14 protein-coding genes and 2 tRNA genes are annotated in these 19,938 nt (G+C 69.7%); 7 read left to right on the plus strand and 9 right to left on the minus strand.

The window, feature by feature from the left end:
• Positions 1-55: 55 nt before the first annotated feature.
• Genes ACR4XJ_RS09755 through ACR4XJ_RS09775 form a run of 5 tightly spaced genes read right to left on the minus strand, consistent with a single transcriptional unit; the run spans position 56 to position 4,280 of the window.
• Complete coding sequence (locus tag ACR4XJ_RS09755; RefSeq protein WP_434755035.1) at positions 56-796, minus strand: GntR family transcriptional regulator; 741 nt, start codon at positions 794-796, stop codon at positions 56-58.
• Positions 796-1,590 carry an ABC transporter ATP-binding protein gene (locus tag ACR4XJ_RS09760; RefSeq protein WP_434755036.1) on the minus strand — a complete coding sequence of 265 codons (795 nt, stop codon included), beginning with the start codon at positions 1,588-1,590 and terminating at the stop codon, positions 796-798. Before ACR4XJ_RS09760 ends, ACR4XJ_RS09755 begins: the two co-directional genes overlap by 1 nt.
• A complete protein-coding gene (locus tag ACR4XJ_RS09765; RefSeq protein WP_434755037.1) occupies positions 1,583-2,362 on the minus strand; it encodes an ABC transporter ATP-binding protein in 780 nt (259 codons plus the stop codon). The genes ACR4XJ_RS09760 and ACR4XJ_RS09765 overlap by 8 nt, the downstream gene beginning before the upstream one ends.
• The gene (locus ACR4XJ_RS09770; protein WP_434755038.1) at positions 2,359-3,396 is read right to left on the minus strand and encodes a branched-chain amino acid ABC transporter permease; all 1,038 of its coding nucleotides are present in this window, start codon (positions 3,394-3,396) and stop codon (positions 2,359-2,361) included. The genes ACR4XJ_RS09765 and ACR4XJ_RS09770 overlap by 4 nt, the downstream gene beginning before the upstream one ends.
• On the minus strand, positions 3,393-4,280 hold the full coding sequence (locus tag ACR4XJ_RS09775) for a branched-chain amino acid ABC transporter permease (protein WP_434755039.1): 888 nt from the start codon (positions 4,278-4,280) through the stop codon (positions 3,393-3,395). Before ACR4XJ_RS09775 ends, ACR4XJ_RS09770 begins: the two co-directional genes overlap by 4 nt.
• 253 nt (positions 4,281-4,533) lie before the next feature.
• On the opposite strand from ACR4XJ_RS09775, the gene ACR4XJ_RS09780 reads away from it, so the two are divergent.
• Both ACR4XJ_RS09780 and ACR4XJ_RS09785 read left to right on the plus strand, forming a co-directional pair.
• A complete protein-coding gene (locus tag ACR4XJ_RS09780; protein ID WP_434755040.1) occupies positions 4,534-6,741 on the plus strand; it encodes a molybdopterin-containing oxidoreductase family protein in 2,208 nt (735 codons plus the stop codon).
• A gap of 148 nt (positions 6,742-6,889) precedes the next feature.
• Complete coding sequence (locus ACR4XJ_RS09785) at positions 6,890-8,599, plus strand: glutamine--tRNA ligase/YqeY domain fusion protein (RefSeq protein WP_434755041.1); 1,710 nt, start codon at positions 6,890-6,892, stop codon at positions 8,597-8,599.
• Positions 8,600-8,721: 122 nt separating this feature from the next.
• On the opposite strand, the gene rsgA is transcribed toward ACR4XJ_RS09785, so the two are convergent.
• Positions 8,722-9,801, minus strand: coding sequence for a ribosome small subunit-dependent GTPase A (gene rsgA, locus ACR4XJ_RS09790; RefSeq protein ID WP_434755042.1), 1,080 nt, complete (start codon positions 9,799-9,801; stop codon positions 8,722-8,724).
• 62 nt (positions 9,802-9,863) lie between these two features.
• Positions 9,864-10,385 (minus strand): GNAT family N-acetyltransferase, encoded by a 522-nt coding sequence (locus ACR4XJ_RS09795; protein ID WP_434755043.1) that lies wholly within the window; start codon positions 10,383-10,385, stop codon positions 9,864-9,866.
• A 640-nt stretch (positions 10,386-11,025) separates the two neighbouring features.
• Here ACR4XJ_RS09795 and ACR4XJ_RS09800 point away from each other — a divergent pair.
• From ACR4XJ_RS09800 to ACR4XJ_RS09810, 3 genes are all read left to right on the plus strand, one after another.
• Positions 11,026-11,100, plus strand: a tRNA-Gln gene (locus ACR4XJ_RS09800).
• 6 nt (positions 11,101-11,106) lie between these two features.
• Positions 11,107-11,184 (plus strand) — tRNA-Glu (locus ACR4XJ_RS09805).
• A 180-nt stretch (positions 11,185-11,364) separates the two neighbouring features.
• On the plus strand, positions 11,365-12,687 hold the full coding sequence (locus tag ACR4XJ_RS09810; protein ID WP_434755044.1) for a serine dehydratase subunit alpha family protein: 1,323 nt from the start codon (positions 11,365-11,367) through the stop codon (positions 12,685-12,687).
• 343 nt (positions 12,688-13,030) lie between these two features.
• Here ACR4XJ_RS09810 and ACR4XJ_RS09815 read toward each other — a convergent pair whose 3' ends face one another.
• Together ACR4XJ_RS09815 and ACR4XJ_RS09820 are read right to left on the minus strand one after the other, a co-directional pair.
• A complete protein-coding gene (locus ACR4XJ_RS09815) occupies positions 13,031-14,584 on the minus strand; it encodes an ammonia-forming cytochrome c nitrite reductase subunit c552 (protein WP_434755171.1) in 1,554 nt (517 codons plus the stop codon).
• Between the two features lie 40 nt (positions 14,585-14,624).
• On the minus strand, positions 14,625-15,104 hold the full coding sequence (locus ACR4XJ_RS09820; RefSeq protein ID WP_333505173.1) for a cytochrome c3 family protein: 480 nt from the start codon (positions 15,102-15,104) through the stop codon (positions 14,625-14,627).
• A gap of 325 nt (positions 15,105-15,429) precedes the next feature.
• On the opposite strand from ACR4XJ_RS09820, the gene ACR4XJ_RS09825 reads away from it, so the two are divergent.
• Entirely contained in the window at positions 15,430-18,228 is a 2,799-nt protein-coding gene (locus ACR4XJ_RS09825) for a response regulator (protein ID WP_434755045.1), read from the plus strand.
• Positions 18,228-19,775, plus strand: a complete 1,548-nt coding sequence (locus ACR4XJ_RS09830) for a sigma-54-dependent transcriptional regulator (protein ID WP_434755046.1) — start codon at positions 18,228-18,230, stop codon at positions 19,773-19,775. Before ACR4XJ_RS09825 ends, ACR4XJ_RS09830 begins: the two co-directional genes overlap by 1 nt.
• Positions 19,776-19,938: the final 163 nt, after the last annotated feature.

Consider the following 19,938-nt stretch of genomic DNA (forward strand, 5'->3'; position numbering starts at 1 on the left):
GGTGCATGGTTGCGCGCCGTGTCGGAAGCACGGAACCCCGGCGGCGCGAAGGGAATCATTGCTTCTTCGATGCGGTCTTGCCCGCAGGGGGCCGGACCGGACCGGCATCGGGCGCGGCATCGGGCGCGGCATCGGCCCCACCATCGGGCTGCCGCAGGGTGTCCAGCACCGCCTCGCCGCCGTGCAGCACGTGGGCGCGCATGGCCTCGGCGGCTCCATCGGCATCGCCCGCCTCGATGGCGGCCACGATGCGGGCGTGGTCGTGGTCCGACCATTCCCCGGCCTCCCGCAGGGGCACCAGCGCGCGGATGATGCGCTCCACCACCCCTTCGATCTCGTCCAGCAGGCGGGCCAGCAGCATGGAGCCGCCCGCCGCCCGCAGCAGCAGGTGGAATTCGGTGTTCAGTTCGGCCAGCCGGGCCAGGTCGCCCCCGGCCGCCGCCGCGCGGAAGGCGGCCAGATTGGCGCGCAGGGCCTGCACCTGGTCCGGCCCGGCCCGGCGCGCGGCCAGCGCGGCCACGCGCGCTTCCAGCAGGGCGCGCACCTGCACCGCCTCTTCCACCTCTTCCGCGTCGAAGGGACGCAGCACATAGCCCCCGGCGGAACGCTTCTGCAACAGGCCCTCCTGCTCCAGCCGGTGCAGGGCCTCGCGCAGGGGGGTGCGGCTGATGCCCAGTTCCGCCGCCAGGCGGTCTTCCACCAGCCGCTGGCCGGGCTCCAGTTCGCCATCGATGATCATGCGCTTGAGCATGCGCGTCACTTCCTGCCCCAGCGACTGCTTGACCAGTCTCGCCATCAGTTGCCCTCCTGCATGACGGTGCCGTCACGCATGCCGTCCGTCATCCCGGCCGGTGTCCCTGCCTCCCCGTTGGCCGGGCCAAGGAACGCCTCGCGCAGCAGTTCGTCGGAAAGTATGTCGGCAGAGGCGCCGGAAAACCGGATCTGCCCGCTGGTGATGATGTACCCCCGGTCGCAGATGGCCAGCGCGCCCAGCGCGTTCTGCTCCACCAGCAGCACCGAGCAGCCCATGGACGGCAGGTCGCGCACCACCCGGAAGATGGCCGCCGTGACCCTGGGGGCAAGGCCCAGGCTGGGCTCGTCCAGCAGCAGCAGGCGCGGCCGGGCCATCAGGGCGCGGCCCATGGCCAGCATCTGCTGCTCGCCGCCGGAAAGATTGCCCGCGGGCTGGCCGATGCGCTCGCCCAGCACCGGAAACAGGTCCAGCATGCGGGCCAGGTCGTCGGCCACGGCGGCGCGCCCGGCGCGGCCACCCTTCTTCAGGCGCAGGTAGGCGCCCATTTCCAGGTTTTCGCGCACCGAAAGCTGGGTGAACACCCGCCGCCCCTCGGGCACCTGCACCACCCCGGCGGCCACGATGTCCGCCGGACGGGCAGGCAGCGGCGCGCCGTCCAGCAGGATGGCCCCCGACGCGGGCCGGGCCAGGCCGCTGACCAGCGAGAGCAGCGTGGTCTTGCCCGCGCCGTTCATGCCCAGCAGACACACCGCCTCGCCCGCGCCCACGGAAAGGGACACGTCGAACAGCACCTTCGCGCCGCCGTAGGAAAAGGAAACGTCGCGCAACTCAAGCATGCAGGCCGAACTCCTCGCCCCCGCCAAGGTAGGCGCCGACCACCTCGGGGTTGCGTTTCACCGCGTCGGGCGCGCCCTCGGCGATCTTTGCCCCGGAACACAGCACCACCACCGCGTCGCTCACGCGCATCACCAGCGACATGTCGTGCTCGATGAGCAGCACCGCCACCCCGAGTGCGCGCAAGGCCAGGATCAGGCCGCCCATCTCGTGGGTTTCCGCCGGGTTCAGGCCCGCCACCGGCTCGTCCAGCAGGATCATGCGCGGGCCGCCCACCAGGGCGCGGGCCAGCACCAGGCGCTTCTGGTCGCCGTAGGGCAGCAGCCCGGCGGGCTCGTCGGCCCGGCCGGACAGCCCGGTGAAGTCCAGCGCCTCCATGGCCGCGTCGCGCATGGCCCGTTCGGTGCGGCGCACCCCGGGCAGGCGCAGCATGCTGGACAGCATGCCGGTGCGCACGTGGCCGTGCAGCCCCACCATGACGTTTTCCAGCAGGCTCATGGAACCGAACACCCGCAAATGCTGGAAGGTGCGCGCAAGCCCCAGGCGCGGCAGGCGGTGGGCGGCCATGCCGGTGATGTCCCGCCCGCCGAAGGCCACCCGGCCGGAATCGGGGCGCACCATGCCGGTCACGCAGTTGACCAGGGTGGTCTTGCCCGCGCCGTTGGGGCCGATGAGCGCGGTGATTGCCCCGGCTTCCGCCGAAAAGCTGGCCGTGTCCAGCGCGCGGATGCCGCCGAAGGCCACAGAAAGGTCGCGTACCTCCAGCAGGCTCATGGCCGGGCCTCCCCGCTTTCCGGCGCACTGTGCCGCTTCCCGCGCCCCACGCCCTTGTGCAGCACGTCCCGCAGCCACGGGGAAACCCCGCGCGGCATGAAGATGAGCATGAACAGCAGCAGCCCGCCGAAGATCAGGTCGTGGTGCTCCTCGAACACGCCCAGCATCTGGGGCAGCACCGTGAGCAGCAGCGCCCCGGCCAGCCCGCCCCACAGCGAGCCCATGCCGCCGATGAGGCACATGGTCACGAACTCCACGGACTTGAAGATGTCGAAGGTCTTGGGCGCCACGATGCCCAGATAGTGCGCGTGCAGCGACCCGGCCAGCGAGGCGAACACGGCGGACAAGACGAACACCTGCACCTTGTAGCTGGCCGTGGGCACGCCGCAGGCTTCCGCCCCCGGCTCGGAATCGTGGATGGCCCGCAGGGCGCGGCCCACCGGCGAATGGACAAGGTTGCGCGCGGGGATGAGCAGCAGCAGGGCCACGCCCCAGGCCAGCCAGTAGAACGAGCGGTCGGTGTCGAACGAAATGCCCGCCACGGCCAGCGGCGGCACGCCCACGAAGCCGCTGGAGCCGCCGGTGACCTCGCTCCACTGCACCAGGATCACGTCCACGATGAGGTTGAAGCCCAGCGTGGCCATGACCAGATAGTTGCCCTTCAGGCGCAGGGTGGGCACGCCCACCACGGCGGCGGCCACGGCCACCCCGCAGGCGGAAACGCCCATGGCCAGCCACGGGTCCACCCCGTGGGCGGCGGAAAGGATGGCGCTGCCGTAGGCCCCCATGCCGAAGAACGCGGCATGGCCGTAGCTGATCTGCCCGGCATAGCCCATCAGCAGGTTGAGCCCGGTGACCACGATGAGGTTCACCGCCACCACGTTGAGCACGGTGAACTGGTAGCCCGACCGCAGGGCCAGCGGCAGCAGGGCCACGGCCACGGCCAGGGCCAGCCAGCCGCGCGCGAAGCGGCGGGCCGGGGGGGTGAGCAGCGGATGGCGACCGGGGGCGGGGCCGGTTCCTGGGAGGGTCATGCGCGCCTCCCGGCGGCGCCGAACAGCCCCTGCGGCCGCACGAACAATACGAGGATGAGCAGGCCGAACACCAGCACGTCGCGGTAGGCGCTGGTCACGTAGCCCGCGCCGTAGCTTTCGAACAGCCCCAGCAGCACCCCGCCCGCCACGGCCCCGGCGAAGCTGCCGTAGCCGCCCAGCACGGCGGCGGCGAAGCCCTTCAGCCCCAGCATCAGGCCGATGTCGTACGAAAGCGACGTGATGGGCGTGATGAGCATGCCCCCAAGGGCGCCCAGCGCACCGGCAAAGGCGAAGGACAGCGTGGTCAGCCGTTCCACCTCCACCCCCATCAGCCGGGCGGTGCGCGGGTCCGCCGCCGCCGCGCGCATGGCCTTGCCCGTCACCGTGGCGCGGAAGAACCACGCCAGCGCCGCGATGCCGCACAGGGTCATGCCCATCACCCACAGGTTCTGCGGGGTCAGCACCGCGCCCAGCAGGCGGAAGGGCACGTCGGGCGACAGGGGCGGCAGGGCCAGGGGCAGCTTGCCCCAGCCCTGCTTCATCAAGCCGCGCATCAGCGTGGACGCGGCCATGGTGATGAAGATCAGGATGATCATCTGGCGGCTGCGGGCCGGGCGCAGGCACACCCGCTCCACCAGCGCGCCCGCCAGCGCCACGATGGCGATGGTGGCGGGAAAGGCCGCGAAGATGGGCAGCCCCTGGCTGGCCAGCAGGGAATACAGCACGAGCCCGCCAAGGCTCAGGAAGTCGCCCTGGGTGAAGTTGACGATGCCCGTGGCGTTGAAGATCAGGCTGTAGCCCAGCGCCAGCAGCGCGTAGACCGACCCGGTGGTCAGCCCGCTTGCGGTGTACTGCGCGAGGGCGTTGATGGCGTCTGGCGGCATGGAGATGTGCGTCCGGTTGCGGGAGGCCGACGTGGGCCGGAGAGGAAAAAACGGCCGCGCGCACGGGCGCGGTGACTGCTGCATACCGTATACAAAATACGAAGCAGGGTCAATCCGACAGTCACCGTCAGCCACCCGCGCGCACATTGACATGACAATCCAATGCGGACACACAGGAATCAGGGTCCCGTCCGCGCGCGGCGCGGCGGAGGCCTCCGCCCCCCTCAAGGTTCCACCCGCCAAGGAGCCGGCCATGCCATCACCGCTGCCCCCGTCCCCTTCCCGGCCCGCGCGCCGCCCCTCTTTCCCGCCATCATCCCGCCCGGCCCTGCGGCTGGCCCGGCGCGTGGCGCGCACCTCGTGCCGGGGCTGCCACGGGGTGTGCCAGGTGCTGGTGCATCTGGACGAGGCGGGCAACCCGGTGCGCGTCACCGGCGACCCGGACAGCCCCACCAGCCGGGGCTACATCTGTCCCAAGGGGGCGGCGGGGCCGCAACTGGTCGCCCACCCGGACAGGGTGCGCCGTCCCCTGCTGCGCACCGGGCCGCGCGGCGCAGGCCAGTGGAAGGAAATCGGCTGGGAGGCGGCGCTCACCCTCATGGCCTCCACCTTCGACCGGGTGCGGCGCGAATCCGGCCCGGAATACATCGGGCTGTGCCAAGGCACGGGCCGTCCGTACACCGAATTCACCGGGCGGTTCATCCATGCGCTGGGCTCGCCCAACTTCGTCACGCCGGGGCACAATTGCTTCCTGCCGCGCGTCATCGCCTCGTCCATCACCATGGGCTGGCTGCCCGTGGCCGACGTGTACGGCCACGGCGGGGTCATGCCCGCATGCGTGCTGGTGTTCGGGGCCAACGCCATGGAAACCGGGGCCGCCGACGGCATGTGCGGGGCCATGATGCGCCGCGCCCTGCGCGGGGCGGAACAGGTCATCGTGGCCGACCCGCGCCGCACCTCCGCCGCCCGCGCGGCCACCCGCCACCTGCAACTGCGCCCCGGCACGGAAGGCGCGCTGGCGCTGGCCCTGCTGCACGTGATCATCGGCGAGGGGCTCCACGACGCGGACTTCGTGGAGCGGCACTGCACCGGCTTCGCCGAGCTTGCCGACCACGTGCGCTCCTTCTCCCCCGAATGGGCCGCGCCCGTCACCCGCGTGCCCGCCGAAGACATCCGCGCCGCCGCCCGCACGCTGGCCACGGTGAAGCCCGCCTGCCTGCTGTGGGGCAACGGCATCGACACCAGCGTCAACGCCTTCCAGACCGGGCGCGCCCTGCTGCTGCTCATGGCCGTCACCGGCAACCTCGACGTGCCGGGCGGCATGGTCCACTGGGTGCCCCCGCCGGACATCCGCTGCAAGTCGCCGCTGGAAAACAAGAAGGTGCTGGGCATGCACCTGCTGTCGCCGGAGCAGAAGGCGCGCATGATCGGCGCGGGGCGCTTTCCCTTCGGGCCGGGGTGCCACCAGCCCAGCTTCTGGCAAGCCTGCGTCAGCGGCGAGCCGTACCGCCCGCGCGCGGTGTGGCTGGTGGGCACCAATCCCATGCTCACCGCCACCCGGGGCGACGTTATCGAAGCCGCCCTGCGCGACCACGTGGAGTTCAGCGTGGTCTCCGACTTCTTCCTGACGCCCACGGCGCAACTGGCCGACCTGGTGCTGCCCGCCGCCCACTGGCTGGAGCAGGACGACGTGGTCTACTTCCACAAGCTGTGGTGCGTGCTGGCCCGGCGCAGGCTGGCCTTCGGCCCGCATTCCGGCGAGGCCCGCGACGATCGCGCCGTGATCCTGGACCTGGCCCACCGCCTAGGGCTGGACGAAGCCTTCCCGTGGCCGGACTGGGACGCCTACCTGGCCTGGCTGCTGGAACCTTCCGGCATGGATTTCCGCGCCTTCGCGGAAAAGGGGCTGGTGCTCGGCCCCATGCGCTACCGCAAGCACGAGACGGACGGCTTTCCCACGCCCAGCGGCAGGGTGGAACTGCGCAGTTCGGTCATGGCCGGGGCGGGCCGCCCGCCCCTGCCGGTGTACGTGGAGCCGCCCCTGTCGCCCGTGTCCACACCGGACGTGGCGGCCGAGTACCCCTTCATCCTCATGTCCGGGTGCAAGGTGCTGCCCTTCTTCCATTCCGAGGGGCGGCAGATCGACGCGCTGCGCCGCCTGCGTCCGGAACCCCGCGTGGCCATGCACCCCGATGCGCTGGCCCGCCTCGGCCTTGCCGACGGCGACCCGGTGCGCGTGGTGTCCCCCTACGGGCAGGCGCGCTTTCTGGCCGCCGCCGACGACGGCCTGCCGCCCGACGTGGTCCAGGCCGACCATGGCTGGTGGTTTCCCGAACGGGCCGGGCCGGACCACGGCTGGCGCGAAAGCTGCGCCAACCTGCTCTACGGGCACGACCACTTCGACCCGGACAGCGGCGCGGAACCCCTGAAGTGCGGGCTGTGCCGCATCGAACGGGAGTAACCCGAAGGGACGCGAAGCAAAGGCGGCAGGACCCGTTCCCCCGAATTGACCGGGCACACCACTTCCCGTATCCTGCCGCATCTTTCTTCGCGTCCCGGACGGACCGCCTGAACGGCCGCCGGAAAACCCCCAGCAGGACCACACGATCATGAGCGATCACAACGCCAGCGAGCCCGACCGCAAGGCCGAGCCGGGTCTCGATTTCATCCGCGCGCTGATTACCGCCGACAACGCCAGCGACCGCTTCGACAACCGGGTGCACACCCGCTTTCCCCCGGAACCCAACGGCTACCTGCACATCGGGCACGCCAAGTCCATCTGCCTCAACTTCGGGGTGGCGCGGGAATTCGGCGGCAAGTGCAACCTGCGCTTCGACGACACCAACCCGCTGAAGGAAAGCCAGGAATACGTGGATTCCATCCGCGAGGACGTGAAGTGGCTGGGCGGCGACTGGGAAGACCGCGAATTCTACGCCTCCGACTATTTCGAGCAGCTCTACCAGCACGCCGAGCGGTTGATCCTGGCGGGCAAGGCCTACGTGGACAGCCTGTCGGCCGACGAAATCCGCGAGCATCGCGGCACGCTCACCGCCCCCGGCAAGGAAAGCCCCTACCGTGACCGGTCCATCGAAGAAAACCTGGACCTGTTCCGGCGCATGCGCGCGGGCGAATTCAAGGACGGCGAACACGTGTTGCGCGCCAAGATCGACATGGCCTCGCCCAACGTGGTCATGCGCGACCCCACGCTGTACCGCATCCGCCATGCTCATCATCACCGCACCGGTGACGCGTGGTGCATCTACCCGATGTACGACTACACGCACTGCATCTCTGATTCCATCGAGGGCATCACCCACTCCATCTGCACACTGGAGTTCGTGAACAACCGCGAACTGTACGACTGGACGCTGGACACCCTGGGCATCTACCACCCGCAGCAGCTGGAGTTCGCCCGGCTGAACCTGACCTACACCGTGCTGTCCAAACGCAAGCTGATCCAGCTTGTGGAAGGCGGCTACGTGAACGGCTGGGACGACCCGCGCATGCCCACCATCAGCGGGCTGCGCCGCCGGGGCGTCACGCCGGAGGCGTTGCAGGACTTCTGCGCGCGCATCGGGGTTGCCAAGGCCGATTCGGTGGTGGATTTCTCGCTGCTGGAATTCTGCATGCGCGAACACCTCAACGCCGTGGCCCCGCGCGTGATGGGCGTGCTGGATCCCATCCGCGTGGTCATCGAGAACTACCCCGACGAGCAGGTGGAAACCTTCGACATGCCCTACCACCCGGAGGACGCGGCGCACGGTTCGCGCACGGTGCCCTTCTCGAAGGTGCTGTACATCGAGCGCGACGACTTCCGCGAAGACCCGCCCAAGAAGTACCACCGCCTGGCCCCCGGCGCGGAGGTGCGGCTGCGCTACGCCTACTACATCACCTGCCGCGAGGTGGTGAAGGACGCCAATGGGGACATCGTGGAACTGCGCTGCACCTACGACCCGGCCACCAAGGGCGGCTGGTCGCAGGACGGGCGCAAGGTGAAGGGCACCATCCACTGGGTGTCGGCCGCGCATGCCCTGCATGCCGAGGTGCGCCTGTACGACCACCTGTTCTCGGTGGAAAACCCCAACGCGGCGGAAGTCGGCAAGACCTTCGTGGACTACCTGAACCCCGATTCGCTGAAGGTGGTCACCGCCATGCTGGAACCGGCCCTGGCCGACGTGGCCCCCGGCACGCGGGTACAGTTCGAGCGCATCGGCTACTTCTGCGCCGACAAGGACGGCGCGCCCGGCAAGCCGGTGTTCAACCGCACCGTGGGCCTGCGCGACAGTTGGGCCAAGATAGAGAAGAAGGAAGGCGCGTAGGCCGGACAAGGACCGAAGAAAACGAACGACACCCCGGCGGGAGCCATTCCGCCGGGGTGTTTCTGTGTTACGGCGCATGAAGCGCCCTGCCGCCCCTCAAAAGGAGGGAAGCAGGATCGGCCTCAGTACCCCTTGTGCTTTTTCACCGATTTTACCAGCTTGCCGAACGCCTTGTCCTTTCTGCGCCGATCCAGGCGCGACATCTCGTTGAACGCGGCCTCTTTCCGCAGTTTCAGCCAGTTATGGTACTGTGCGGCGGCCAGTTCGCCACGCTCCACGGCGGCCCGCACGGCGCAGCCTGCTTCGTGTTCGTGGCGGCAGTCGGCGTAGCGGCAGTTGCCCGCCAGCAGGGCGATGTCCGCGAAGCCCGCATCCACGCCGTCCGTTGCGGCCACGGTGCCCACCTCGCGCATGCCCGGCGTGTCCACGACCAGCGCCCCGCCATCCAGCACCGTGAGCTGGCGACGCGTGGTGGTGTGGGTCCCTTCGCCCGTGGCGCTGACGGCCCGCGTGGCAAAGGCATGTCCCGCGGGGGTTTCCGCCCGCGCCTGCCCTCTCGTCAGTCGATTGAGCAGGGTCGTCTTGCCCACGCCCGATGAACCGAGCAGGCAGTAGGTCCTGCCCGGCGCAAGCTCCTGCCGCAGCACATCCAGCCCGGCCCCGGTCACGCTGCTGAGCGCGATCGCCCGCGCGGGCGTGACGGCGGCCACCACCGCCAGCAGGCGCGAGAGCTCATCCGGGGTGATGAGGTCCGTCTTGGTCAGCACCACGACAGGTTCCACGCCCCCGTCCGCCAGCATGACCAGATAGCGTCCCAGCCTGCCGGGGTTGAAGTCGTAGCGGCACGACTGGACGATAAACGCCGTGTCGATGTTGGCCGCGATCATCTGCACGGCGCAGCCTTCGCCCGCCGTCTTGCGCCGCAGCACGGTCCGGCGCGGGAACACCCGGTGAATGATGGCCGCCGTTCCGTCGCTGTGGAACTGCACCGTCACCCAGTCGCCCACGCACGGCAGGTCGGCGGGGCTGTCCACATGGTAGGCAAGCCTGCCCGCCAGTTCCGCCGGAACCTCGCCCCCCTCGCCCTGTATGCGGTACGCCCCCCGATCCACCGTGCAGACACGGGCGAAGCCGCAACCTTCCATGGCCATTTCCGCCGCGTTCGCGGCAAACCACGGGTCAAAACCCCATGATTGCAACATGATGGTATCCCTCGTGAGGGGCCGGACGCATGCCTCGGCCCCTCCTGATCGTGTTGTTGGCGCTATGCCGGTTCCGCGAAGGCCGCGTGGGCGATGATACCGCCCTGCGGCAGCCGGTCGCCGAAGCCCACGGCCAGCACGTACTGGCCGGGCACGCCCGGATAGCCAAGGCCCGGCACGCATGCAAAGCCGAACCGGGCGTAGTAGCCGGGGTCGCCCACCAGCACCACGCCCAGGGCTCCGGCCTTGCGCATGCGGCGTAGCGCATCGCGGATCAGGGCTGAGCCGATGCCCTTGCCCTGCATGGGCGGCAGCACGCCCACCGGCCCCAGCAGGTACCAGCCGACATGGTCCGCCCCCACCACGGCGGGCGAAAGGGCCACGTGAGCCACGGGTTCGCCGTCCACTTCGACCAGCAGGGACAGGGTCAGGTTGCCGCTGGCGCGCAGCCGTTCCACGATCAGGTGTTCGGTGGGTTCGGCGCCGGGGGCGTGCATGGGGTGCCCCTTGAAGGCCGTGTATTCGATACGGGTAATGATCCGACAGTCCTGTTCGTTGCCGGGGCGTTCGTCCCTGATGTGCATTGCGTCGCTCCTGAAGTATGGCGCGCGGCATGACGGGCGCGGACCGGGCAGGCTGCCCGGCTGGCGCACGACCGCCATGCGGCGCGCATGGCGAAGGGTCGGCCTGGAAACGTCAGAAGGATGGTTGCGAGGCGAAAACAAAGACCACCATCCGATGACATCGGACGGAATCGGCAGGACGGGATGGGGCGGAGCCGGGCAACGGCCCCGTGCGGGCAGCCCTCCCCTCAGACAGGGGACGGCGTGCCGTCGCGCCTACCGGGTGCGGCTTTCGCCGACAACCGGTGCGACATTCTCTGGTGCGAATCGCTGCAAAAAAACCTCGGCGCGTACGCCAATCAACATGAGAACGTGTGCCGGACGGGCCACGCCGCAGCCACCGGGGCAGCGCGCGGAGCAATCCGCCGGATGTCCGATGCGGACGGGCGGAGCATAGTACGGATTTTCGCGTTGGCAAAGCCCCTTCGGGACGTGGCGGCGCATCCCCTCAGGCATGCGGCCGGAAGGCTTCCGCGCGTTGCCTACATCAATTCCCCGTGCATTTTTACGACATTGCGCGCAAGGAATAAAAAGTGCGCCACCCTCGCGCATTTCCCGTTGACATCCGGGGGCCTGACGGATAGATACACAACCTCGTTGTTGGGCTGTCGTTCAATTGGCAGGACGGCGGATTCTGGCTCCGCTAATCTAGGTTCGAGTCCTAGCAGCCCAGCCAACATGCGTTCCCATCGTCTAGCCCGGCCTAGGACAACGGCCTTTCACGCCGTCGACGGGGGTTCAAATCCCCCTGGGAACGCCACCACGCCATCAAGGGGTCACGGTTCGCCGTGGCCCCTTTTCGCGTACCCACCCAGCGGGCGCGCCGTTCGCCAGGCGACGCCAACGGGCGTACACGCAACAGACGCCCGCACACCGCGCGGCATGCCGGAATCCGCTCCCCCTTCTCCTCCCGGCCGCCCGCGCACAAGCAGGAGGCCCTATGGACATCGCCGCCTTTTTCGCCGCCGAAGTAAAGCCCGCGCTGGGCTGCACCGAACCGGGGGCCGTGGCCCTTGCCGCCGCCACCGCCGCGCGTCATCTGCCCGCCCCGCCGGAGCGCATCCACCTGCGCCTTTCGGCCAACATCTACAAGAACGGCCAGTCCGTGGGCATTCCCGGGGCGCAGGGGTTGCGCGGCAACATGCTGGCCTCCGCGCTGGGAGCCCTGGCGGGCGACGCGGACATGGGCCTGCAATCGCTGGCCGCCGTCACCCCCGGCGACGTGGCCGCCGCCCGCGCCCTGACCGAACGCGGCGCGGTGACGCAGGAGATCGTGCAGGACGTGCCCACGGTGTACGCCGAAGCGGAACTGTACCGGCCCGGCCACCTGGTGGTGGCCGTGGTGGCGGGGCGGCACGACCGCGTGGCCGAGGTTCGCCACAACGGACAGGTGGTCTACCGCGCGGAAGACGCCCTGGGCGGCGACAGCCTGCCCCCGTACATGGCCGACCTGCAACGGGCCGCCTTCGACGACCTGTGGGCCTGGGCCGATAGAATCGACGACGCCCTCGCACGCGACCTGCTGCGCGGCGCGGACATGAACCTGGCCGTGGCCGGGCAGGGGTTGGCCAGCCCATGGGGCCTCGCCGTGGGACACACCCTGGGGCATGCTCTGGGCGTGACCCAGTGCGACGGGGACTGTACGGACACCTGCGCGCCGGACATCGGCGCGCGGGATTTGGGGGCACGCGTGAAGGCCACCACGGCTGCCGCCGCCGATGTACGCATGGCCGGGGCCAACCAGCCGGTCATGAGCAGCGCCGGTTCCGGCAACCACGGGCTTACCGCCATCATTCCCCCGGCGCTGGCCGCGCGCGCCTGGGGCCGCAGCGATGCGGAACTGGCCCGCGCGCTGGCCCTGTCGCACCTGGTCACCGGCGCGGTAAAGGCCCGCACCGGCCGCCTCACCCCGCTGTGCGGCTGCGCCGTGGCCGCCGGGGCGGGCGCCGCCGCCGCGCTGGTGCGCCTTGCGGACGGCACGCCCGCGCAGGCCGAACAGGCCGTGGCGCTGGTGTTCTCGTCGGTCATGGGCATGATCTGCGACGGGGCCAAGGGCGGCTGCGCGCTCAAGGTGGGCACCGCCGCCGCCGAAGCCTGGAGCGCGGCGCAACTGGCCCTGCACGGGCCGGGCATGACCGGGGCCGAGGGCATCGTCTCGCCCGATTTCCGCGCCTCGCTGCGCTCGCTGGGCGAGGTGTCCAGCCTGGGCTTCGCCGCCGTGGACGTGGCCATCATCCGTCTGCTGGAGCGCGGCGTGCAGTAGGGGCTGTTTCTAAACGAACGGTGCGGCCGCCGGGGCGCGTCGGCCCCCCCCACTCCATCCCCTCTCCCCCCCACACAACGACGAAGGGCGCCCCCGATGGGCGCCCCCCTGTCTGTCGTGTCCCTGTGAAGGATATCCAAGGCGAAACCATGTCTGCAATGCGCCGCGCGGGCGGTGGCTTCGGGCGTCGGGCCCCCGGAAAGGGATCCTTCCCGGCCCGGCGGGCGCGCCGTGGGAAATCGATCCGGCGCGCGCCGCGTGCCGCCCGCGCGGCACGTCATGTCGTTCTCGCGGGCGGGGACCTACCCGGCCCCCGCCTTCCGTCCACTCCTCTCCATCCGCCCTACTGGGCGGCGGAAACCAGCTTCTTCTGGCCGTCCCACACCTTGTCCGCCTTGGGCAGGACGGGGATGTACCTGAACCAGACGTGGGTCTTCATGTGTTCGGGGTCCTGTTGCAGCTTGCGGCTGTGCTTCAGGATGGGCGGCACGATCTTGTGGATGTCGCCCGCCAGGTCCTTGGAGATGGCGAAGCCGGTGGCCTCGCTGGCCAGGTCCACGGCCTGCTGGCTGTACTGCTGCGAAGAGGCCAGCGTGTCCAGCGCCTTGGCCGGGTTGTGGAAGCCCACGCTGTTCTCGGCGGAGACGTAATCCCAGAAGAACTGGCCCTTGCGCACCATTTCGCGCGCCTGAATCATCAGTTCGTCATAGTTGGCGGGCTTGGCGCCCTGGAATTCCGAGGCCAGGCGCACGGCCTCGTGCGCCTTCACGGACAGGTCCTGGGCCTTCAGCAACTGGTCGAAGGTTCTCTGCTGGCTGAACAGCACGCGCGAGCGCAGGTAGTCGGGGCTCTTGTCCGAATGGCACTGGCGGCAGGCGCGCAGGTCCGGGTCCTTCAGGGGCGAGGTCCACCAGTGGCCCGAGATCTTCTTCTTGTCGTCGGTGCGGGTGTAGCCCATGTGGCAGTCGGCGCACGAAACGCCCGCCGCGCCGTGCACGCCGTTCTGCCACATTTCGTATTCGGGGTGCTGGGCCTTGATCATGGGCGTCTTGGACACCGGGTGCGTCCAGTCCACGAAGTTGCCCTCGAAGCCCTTGGCCTGCGAATTGCCCGCCGTCTTGTAGTAGGCGTACATGTCCTGCGGGTCGTAGCCGTCGGCCCAGGGGAACACGGGCTTCTTGGCGACGCCCTTTTCCTTGTCCTGGAAGTAGTATTCCACGTGGCACTGGCCGCAGACCAGCGAACGCTTCTCGTTGCGGGTCAGCGTCGCCCAGTCCTTGCCCTGCGCCTTCAACTGGTCCTTCAGCGGTTCGCTGTACAGGCGCAGTTCCATGGTCTGCGGGTCGTGGCAGTTGGCGCAGCCGATGGTCTCGTCCTTCATGTCGATCTTGTCGCGGAACTCGTTGACGTCCTTGGCCCAGAAGTCGTCGCCGTACTGCTTCACCCAGCCCATCATCTTGGGGGTCTTGCAGTTCCAGCAGGTGGCGGGCAGGCCGCCCTTCTCGGCGTAGGTGTTGATGCGGTCGATGTGCAGGAAGTCTTCCAGCGCCTTGGTGTGGCCGCGCGCGTTGCGGTACTCGTAGCTGAACGGGTAGCCCAGCCACAGGTTCTTCAGGTACGGCTGGGCGTGCTTGTAGCCTTCGGGCAGCGGATCGACGTTGTCGTTCTTGTTGAACGGCACCGAGCCGTTGAATTCGGTCATCACGGTGCTTTCATCGTTGCGCTCGTAGCTGGCGTACTGCTGGGGAAATTCCGCCTTGAACGCGCTGCTGCGGGTTTCTTCCGCCGCGATCTTGGTCTTGAACACCGGCGTCTTCAGTTCCGAAACGTCGGAACAGCCCGCGAGAACGAAGGGGACCAGCGAAACGGCAAGCAGCAGGGCCCCCCTGCGGGCCATGCCGCACGCCTTGCGAAGCGACAGCTTGTCATTCCTCAGATTATCCATCGGCGACCTTCCTTGTGCTGATCGGCGTCATGCGCATGTGCTGGACGTTGCGGTGGCAGTCCACGCAATAGGGTTTGGTATCCATGCTGGCCACCTGCGTGTTGGTCATGGTGTGACATGCCTTGCAGTTGGCGTTGACCACGTCCTTGGTGGACTGGCCCGAATGGATCACGTCGTCCGGCCTGCCCAGCGTGTTCATGTAGACGTCCCTGGCCCCCGCCGCCGCCTTGAAGGGCAGCTTGGCGGCAAGGTTGTGCGGAGCGTGGCACTCGTTGCAGTCGAGCTTGGCGTGCGTGGACGCCTTGTGCGTCAACGCCGCCTCCTGCATGATGTGACAGCTCGCGCAGAACGGACGCCGGTCCGTGACCTTCATGCCGAAGCCCGCCCCCGCCGCCAGCACGACCCCCAGGGCCGCCCCGACGACGATGAGCCGCAGCCCCGTTCGTCCGTTGCGAGGTGCTTCCTCTGACATTTCCGCCTCCTTGCTGTGGAGGTGCGCCCACCCCGTCCGCATGCGGCCGGGGGTTCGCACCTCCGGGTGCATCCGTGCCCGCGCCCGTTCAGCCCGACGGACGCGCACGGCACTTGGTGAGGCCCGGTCTTCAAGACCCGTGCCGTTACGTGAAATCCGGCACATCCACCCGTTCAAAAATAATTTCAGCGTGTTGTCTGTCGCTGCAAAATCATTGGCGGTGAGATGGGCCTTGCGCTTGTCATATTTTCATGACAAGTAGACAGAAAAATCTGACCAAGTCAGACTTTTCAGACTGCTCCGACTCCGCACAGGGGGACGCCCCATGACGCAACACCAGGCACAACCCGCGCCACGACCCGCCAGCGAAACCTCCGCCGCCTCGCCGGGCCGGACGGCAAGAGGCCCGCGGGCCCGGTTGCGCCGCAAGCGCCCGGCCCTGCGCTGGAACATCCAGACCTTCATCGGCCCGGCGGTGCTGGTGGCCCTGTGGGGCGTGCTGCTGCTGGCCCTGTACCAGTGGAACGCCCGCAACGAGGCGGCCCACGTGCGCGAACTGGCGCTGCTGCAAGCCCGGGCGTTCTTTTCGCAGATCGTCTCCACCAGGGCCTGGAACGCGGCCCATGGGGGAGTGTTCGTGCAGACCAGCGAACTGGGCCAGCCCAACCCCTGGCTGCCGCCCGACCAGCGCACCCTGATGGCCGCCGACGGCGCCCTGCTCACCCGCATGAACCCGGCCTACATGACCCGCCAGATCTCGGAATTCCTCACCACCAGCCAGGGGGTGAGCTTTCGCATCACCAGCCTGCACCCCCTGCGGCCCGAAAACGGAGCCGACCCGTGGGAGGCCCAGTCGCTGCGGTCCTTCGGCCGGGGCGAACGGGAAACCTTCACCCTGGTGCAGTCCCCGAACGACGAACACCCCCACCCGGCAACGGCAGGCGCCGCCGGTGCGGACACCCGGCACGGCCCCAGTTTCCGCTACATGGCCCCGCTGATGACCGACCAGACCTGTCTGGGCTGCCACCGCACCGCCGACGACACCGTGGGCGGGTTGCGCGGGGGCATCAGCGTGTCCATCGCGGCCACGCCGCTGCTGGCCCTGGAGCGCCAGCGCCTGGACCAGATGGGGATGGCCTATGCCATCATCGGGGTGGTGGGGCTGCTGGGCATCGGGGGGGCGTCGTTGCAGGTCAGCCGCAAGAAGGCCCTGGCGGAGGCGGCCAACCGTATGAAAAGCGCCTTTCTGGCCAACATGAGCCACGACATGCGCACCCCGCTCACCGGCATCATCGGCATGGCCGAACTGCTGTCCGGCTTCCAGCCCGGGCAGGAGGCGGGAGCCCGCGCCGCGCCCGCCGCGCCGCCTCCCGCCGGTGCATCCATATATGAGGATGCCCCCGCCGCCGAACGCCAGGCCCGCTACAACGAATACCTGGGGCAGTTGCGTTGCGCGGCCGCCAACCTTCTGGAAATCGTCAACGACATCACCGACTTCTCGTGCCTGGAATCGGGCCGGATGCGCCTTGCGCCGCGCACCTTCCGGCTGCGCCCCGCGCTGGAGGCGTGCCTGGGGCTGTTCCGCTTCGCGGGCGAACGCAAGGGGCTTTCGCTGTCGCTGCACGTGGCGGAAAACGTGCCCGACGCGCTGCTGGGCGACGACTTCCGGCTGCGCCAGGCCCTCGGCAACCTCATCGGCAACGCGGTGAAGTTCACCCGCGCAGGGGGCATCGCCGTGGTGGTGAACCTGGTGCCGGAACCCGCGCCGCACCGTCCCCCCATGTCCGCCGGACCGGCCCCGGCCGGGGCGGCCCCCCGCGACGTGCTGCTGCGTTTCGCCGTGGTGGACACGGGCGTGGGCATTCCGGCGGAGCAGCAGGAATCCATCTTCGAAAGTTTCGTGCAGGGCGAGGCGGCCAGTTCGCTGTGCCTTGGCGGCACCGGGCTGGGCCTTGCCATCTCGCGCGAGATTGCCCGCATGCTGGACGGCGACATCGGCGTATCCAGTTCGCCGGGCACGGGCAGCGAATTCTGGTTCACCGCCCGGTTCACCGTGGCGGGTCCGCCCGCTGCCGACGGCGACGCCACGGACGGTGACAGCTCCCCCGAAGCACCGAACGCCTGCCCGGCGGCGTCAATGGCGGCGGCAGCCGACACCGGACCTGCGGAACAGCCCGGCCCGGCCGCCGCACCGTTGCGGCTGCTGGTGGCCGACGACAACCCGGTGAACCGGCTGTTCATGCAGGACGTGCTGCGCGGCGCGGGGCACCAGGTGGCCGTGGCCGTGGACGGAACGCAGGCCCTGCGCCTGCTGGAGGAATTACGGCCGGACCTGGCCCTGCTGGACGTGCGCATGCCTGGCTGCGACGGCACGGAGGTGGTCCGCCGCCTGCGCACCGGTGAAGTGCCGGGGGTCGCGCCGGACATGCCGGTGCTGGCCGTCACCGCGTCGGCCGTGGGCCGCGAGAGCGCCGCCCTGCTCGGCGCGGGCATGACCGGTTGCGTGTGCAAGCCGCTGACCGCCGCCATGCTGCTGGCCGCCGTGGCCGACGCCGCCGCCGGGGGCACCCCCCTGGAATGCCCCGGAACCGGCGGCTACGCGGCGGGCATGCACCACTGGCGGGAACCTGCACCCCAAGGCGAACCCGCGCCGTCCGCCGGCACCGCACCCACGGCCAATGCCCTGCCGGACGAAGCGACGGACGACCCCCCGCACGAAACCCCGCACGAGATAATGGACGAGGCCGCCGCGCTGGAGGCCCTGGGCGGCAACCTCCCCCTGTTCGTGAAGTTGTGCCAGGCATTCCTGGACGAGGTGGACGCCCGGCGCGCCGCCCTGGTCGCCGCCGTGCGCGAGGACCGGCGGCAGGACGCCCTGCGCGAGGCGCACGCCCTGCGCAATTCGGCGGGCATGCTGCGCCTTTCGGCCCTGCACGGCCTGTGCGACGCCATGGAAAGCGCGGCGGGCCGCCCGGCCGGATCGCCCGACGGACATCTCGGCGGCCTGCTGGATCAACTGCTGCCGATGCTGGACGCGGGCGTGGCCCGCGTGCGCGCCGTCACAACCGGCGGATCCGACGCCGCAACGCCGGAGACCGCCCCGGCGAAGGAGATGCAACGCTGATGGCCCGCATACTCGTGGTGGACGACGAAGCCATGGTCCGCACCATGCTGCGCGAGGTGGCCGTGGGCATGGGGCACGAGGCGCTCACCGCCGCCACCCTGGACGAAGGGTTGCGCCTTGCCGGCACCTCCGGCCCCGACGTGGTCTACCTGGACGTGCTGCTGCCCGACGGTAACGGACTGGCCCACGTGACCACCTTCGGCCGCCTGCCGTGCGCCCCGGAAATCATCGTGGTTACCGGCTTCGGCGATGCCGACGGCGCGGAAACCGCCCTGCGCCACGGGGTGTGGGAATACCTACAAAAGCCCCTGCGCGTGCAGGACATCACCCTTTCGCTGTCCCGCGTGCTGGCCTACCGCACCGGCCGAGCCCGGCGCGGGCTGGGCAACGGCCACGGCGTCCCCCCTGCGGCGCACGGCGGCAACGGCCGGGACGTAGCGGCCCAGACCACGCCGCCCGCCGCGCCGCAACCTTCCCCCCTCTACCGCGAGGGCATCGTGGGGAACAGCCCGGCCCTCGAGGCCGCGCTGGAACTGATGGCCGAGGCGGCGGCCAGTTCGGTCAACGTGCTGGTGCTGGGCGAAACCGGCACCGGCAAGGAACTGTTCGCCCGCGCCGTGCACCGCAACAGCGCGCGCGCGGCGGGGCCGTTCGTCACCCTGGACTGTGCGTCGCTGACCGAAAACCTGGTGGAAAGCCAGTTGTTCGGCCACGTGCGCGGGGCCTTCACCGGCGCGGACCGCAGCCGCGACGGACTGCTGCGCCTGGCCCACGGGGGCACGCTGTTCCTGGACGAAATCGGCGACCTGCCCCTGTCCATCCAGGGGGCCTTCTTGCGGGCGCTGGAGTTGCGGCGGTTCCGCCCGGTGGGGGCCAGCAAGGAGGTGGAGAGCGACTTCCGCCTGGTGGCGGCCACCAACAAGGACCTGCACGAAATGGTGCGGCTGGACATGTTCCGCAGCGACCTGCTGTACCGGCTGCGCGGCCTGACCATCACCCTGCCCCCGCTACGCGAGCGCGCGGAAGACCTGCCCGGCCTGTGCGCCTGGGCGGTGGACCGGTTCTGCCAGCGGCACGACCTGCCCCCCAAGTTCCCGGCAGAAGACTTTCTGGAGACCGTGGCCAGCTACCCGTGGCCGGGCAACGTGCGCGAACTGGTGCACGCCGTGGAGCGCGCCTGCGCCGCCGCGCGCGACGAAACCACCCTGTACGCGCGGCAACTGCCCACGGAAATCCGGGTGCGGGTGGCCCGCGACAGGATGGACGGTCACGCGGCGTCCGCCCCGCCAGTCCTGCCAGTTCCCCCTGTCGCACCAGTCCCGCTAGTCCCGCCAGTACCGCTAGTCCCGCCAGCCCCGTCCGCCCCCGCGCCGGATGCCGCCCCCCCCACCCTGCGCGCCCACAAGGCCGACGCGGAGCGCGCCTACGTGGCCGGCATGCTGGCCCACTGTCGCGGCGACATCCGCGAGGCGGCCCGGCTGGCGGACGTCTCGCGCGGGCACTTCTACGAACTGCTCAAGAAGCACGGCTTCGGAAAGGCCGACTGACGGGCAGGGGGCCGGGCACCCGTCCGGCCTTCCGTACCCCGCCCCGGCGGGACCTTATCGTGTCCGCCCTGCCCCATCATCGTGTCAGCCCACGCTTTTTACCTGTCGTGAAGATATTTTTTCCACCCCTCCATGACGGCAAGCCCCCCTTCCGGCGCGGAGC

Source organism: Nitratidesulfovibrio sp. D1, assembly GCF_051133415.1.
Taxonomy (GTDB): Bacteria; Desulfobacterota; Desulfovibrionia; order Desulfovibrionales; family Desulfovibrionaceae; genus Cupidesulfovibrio.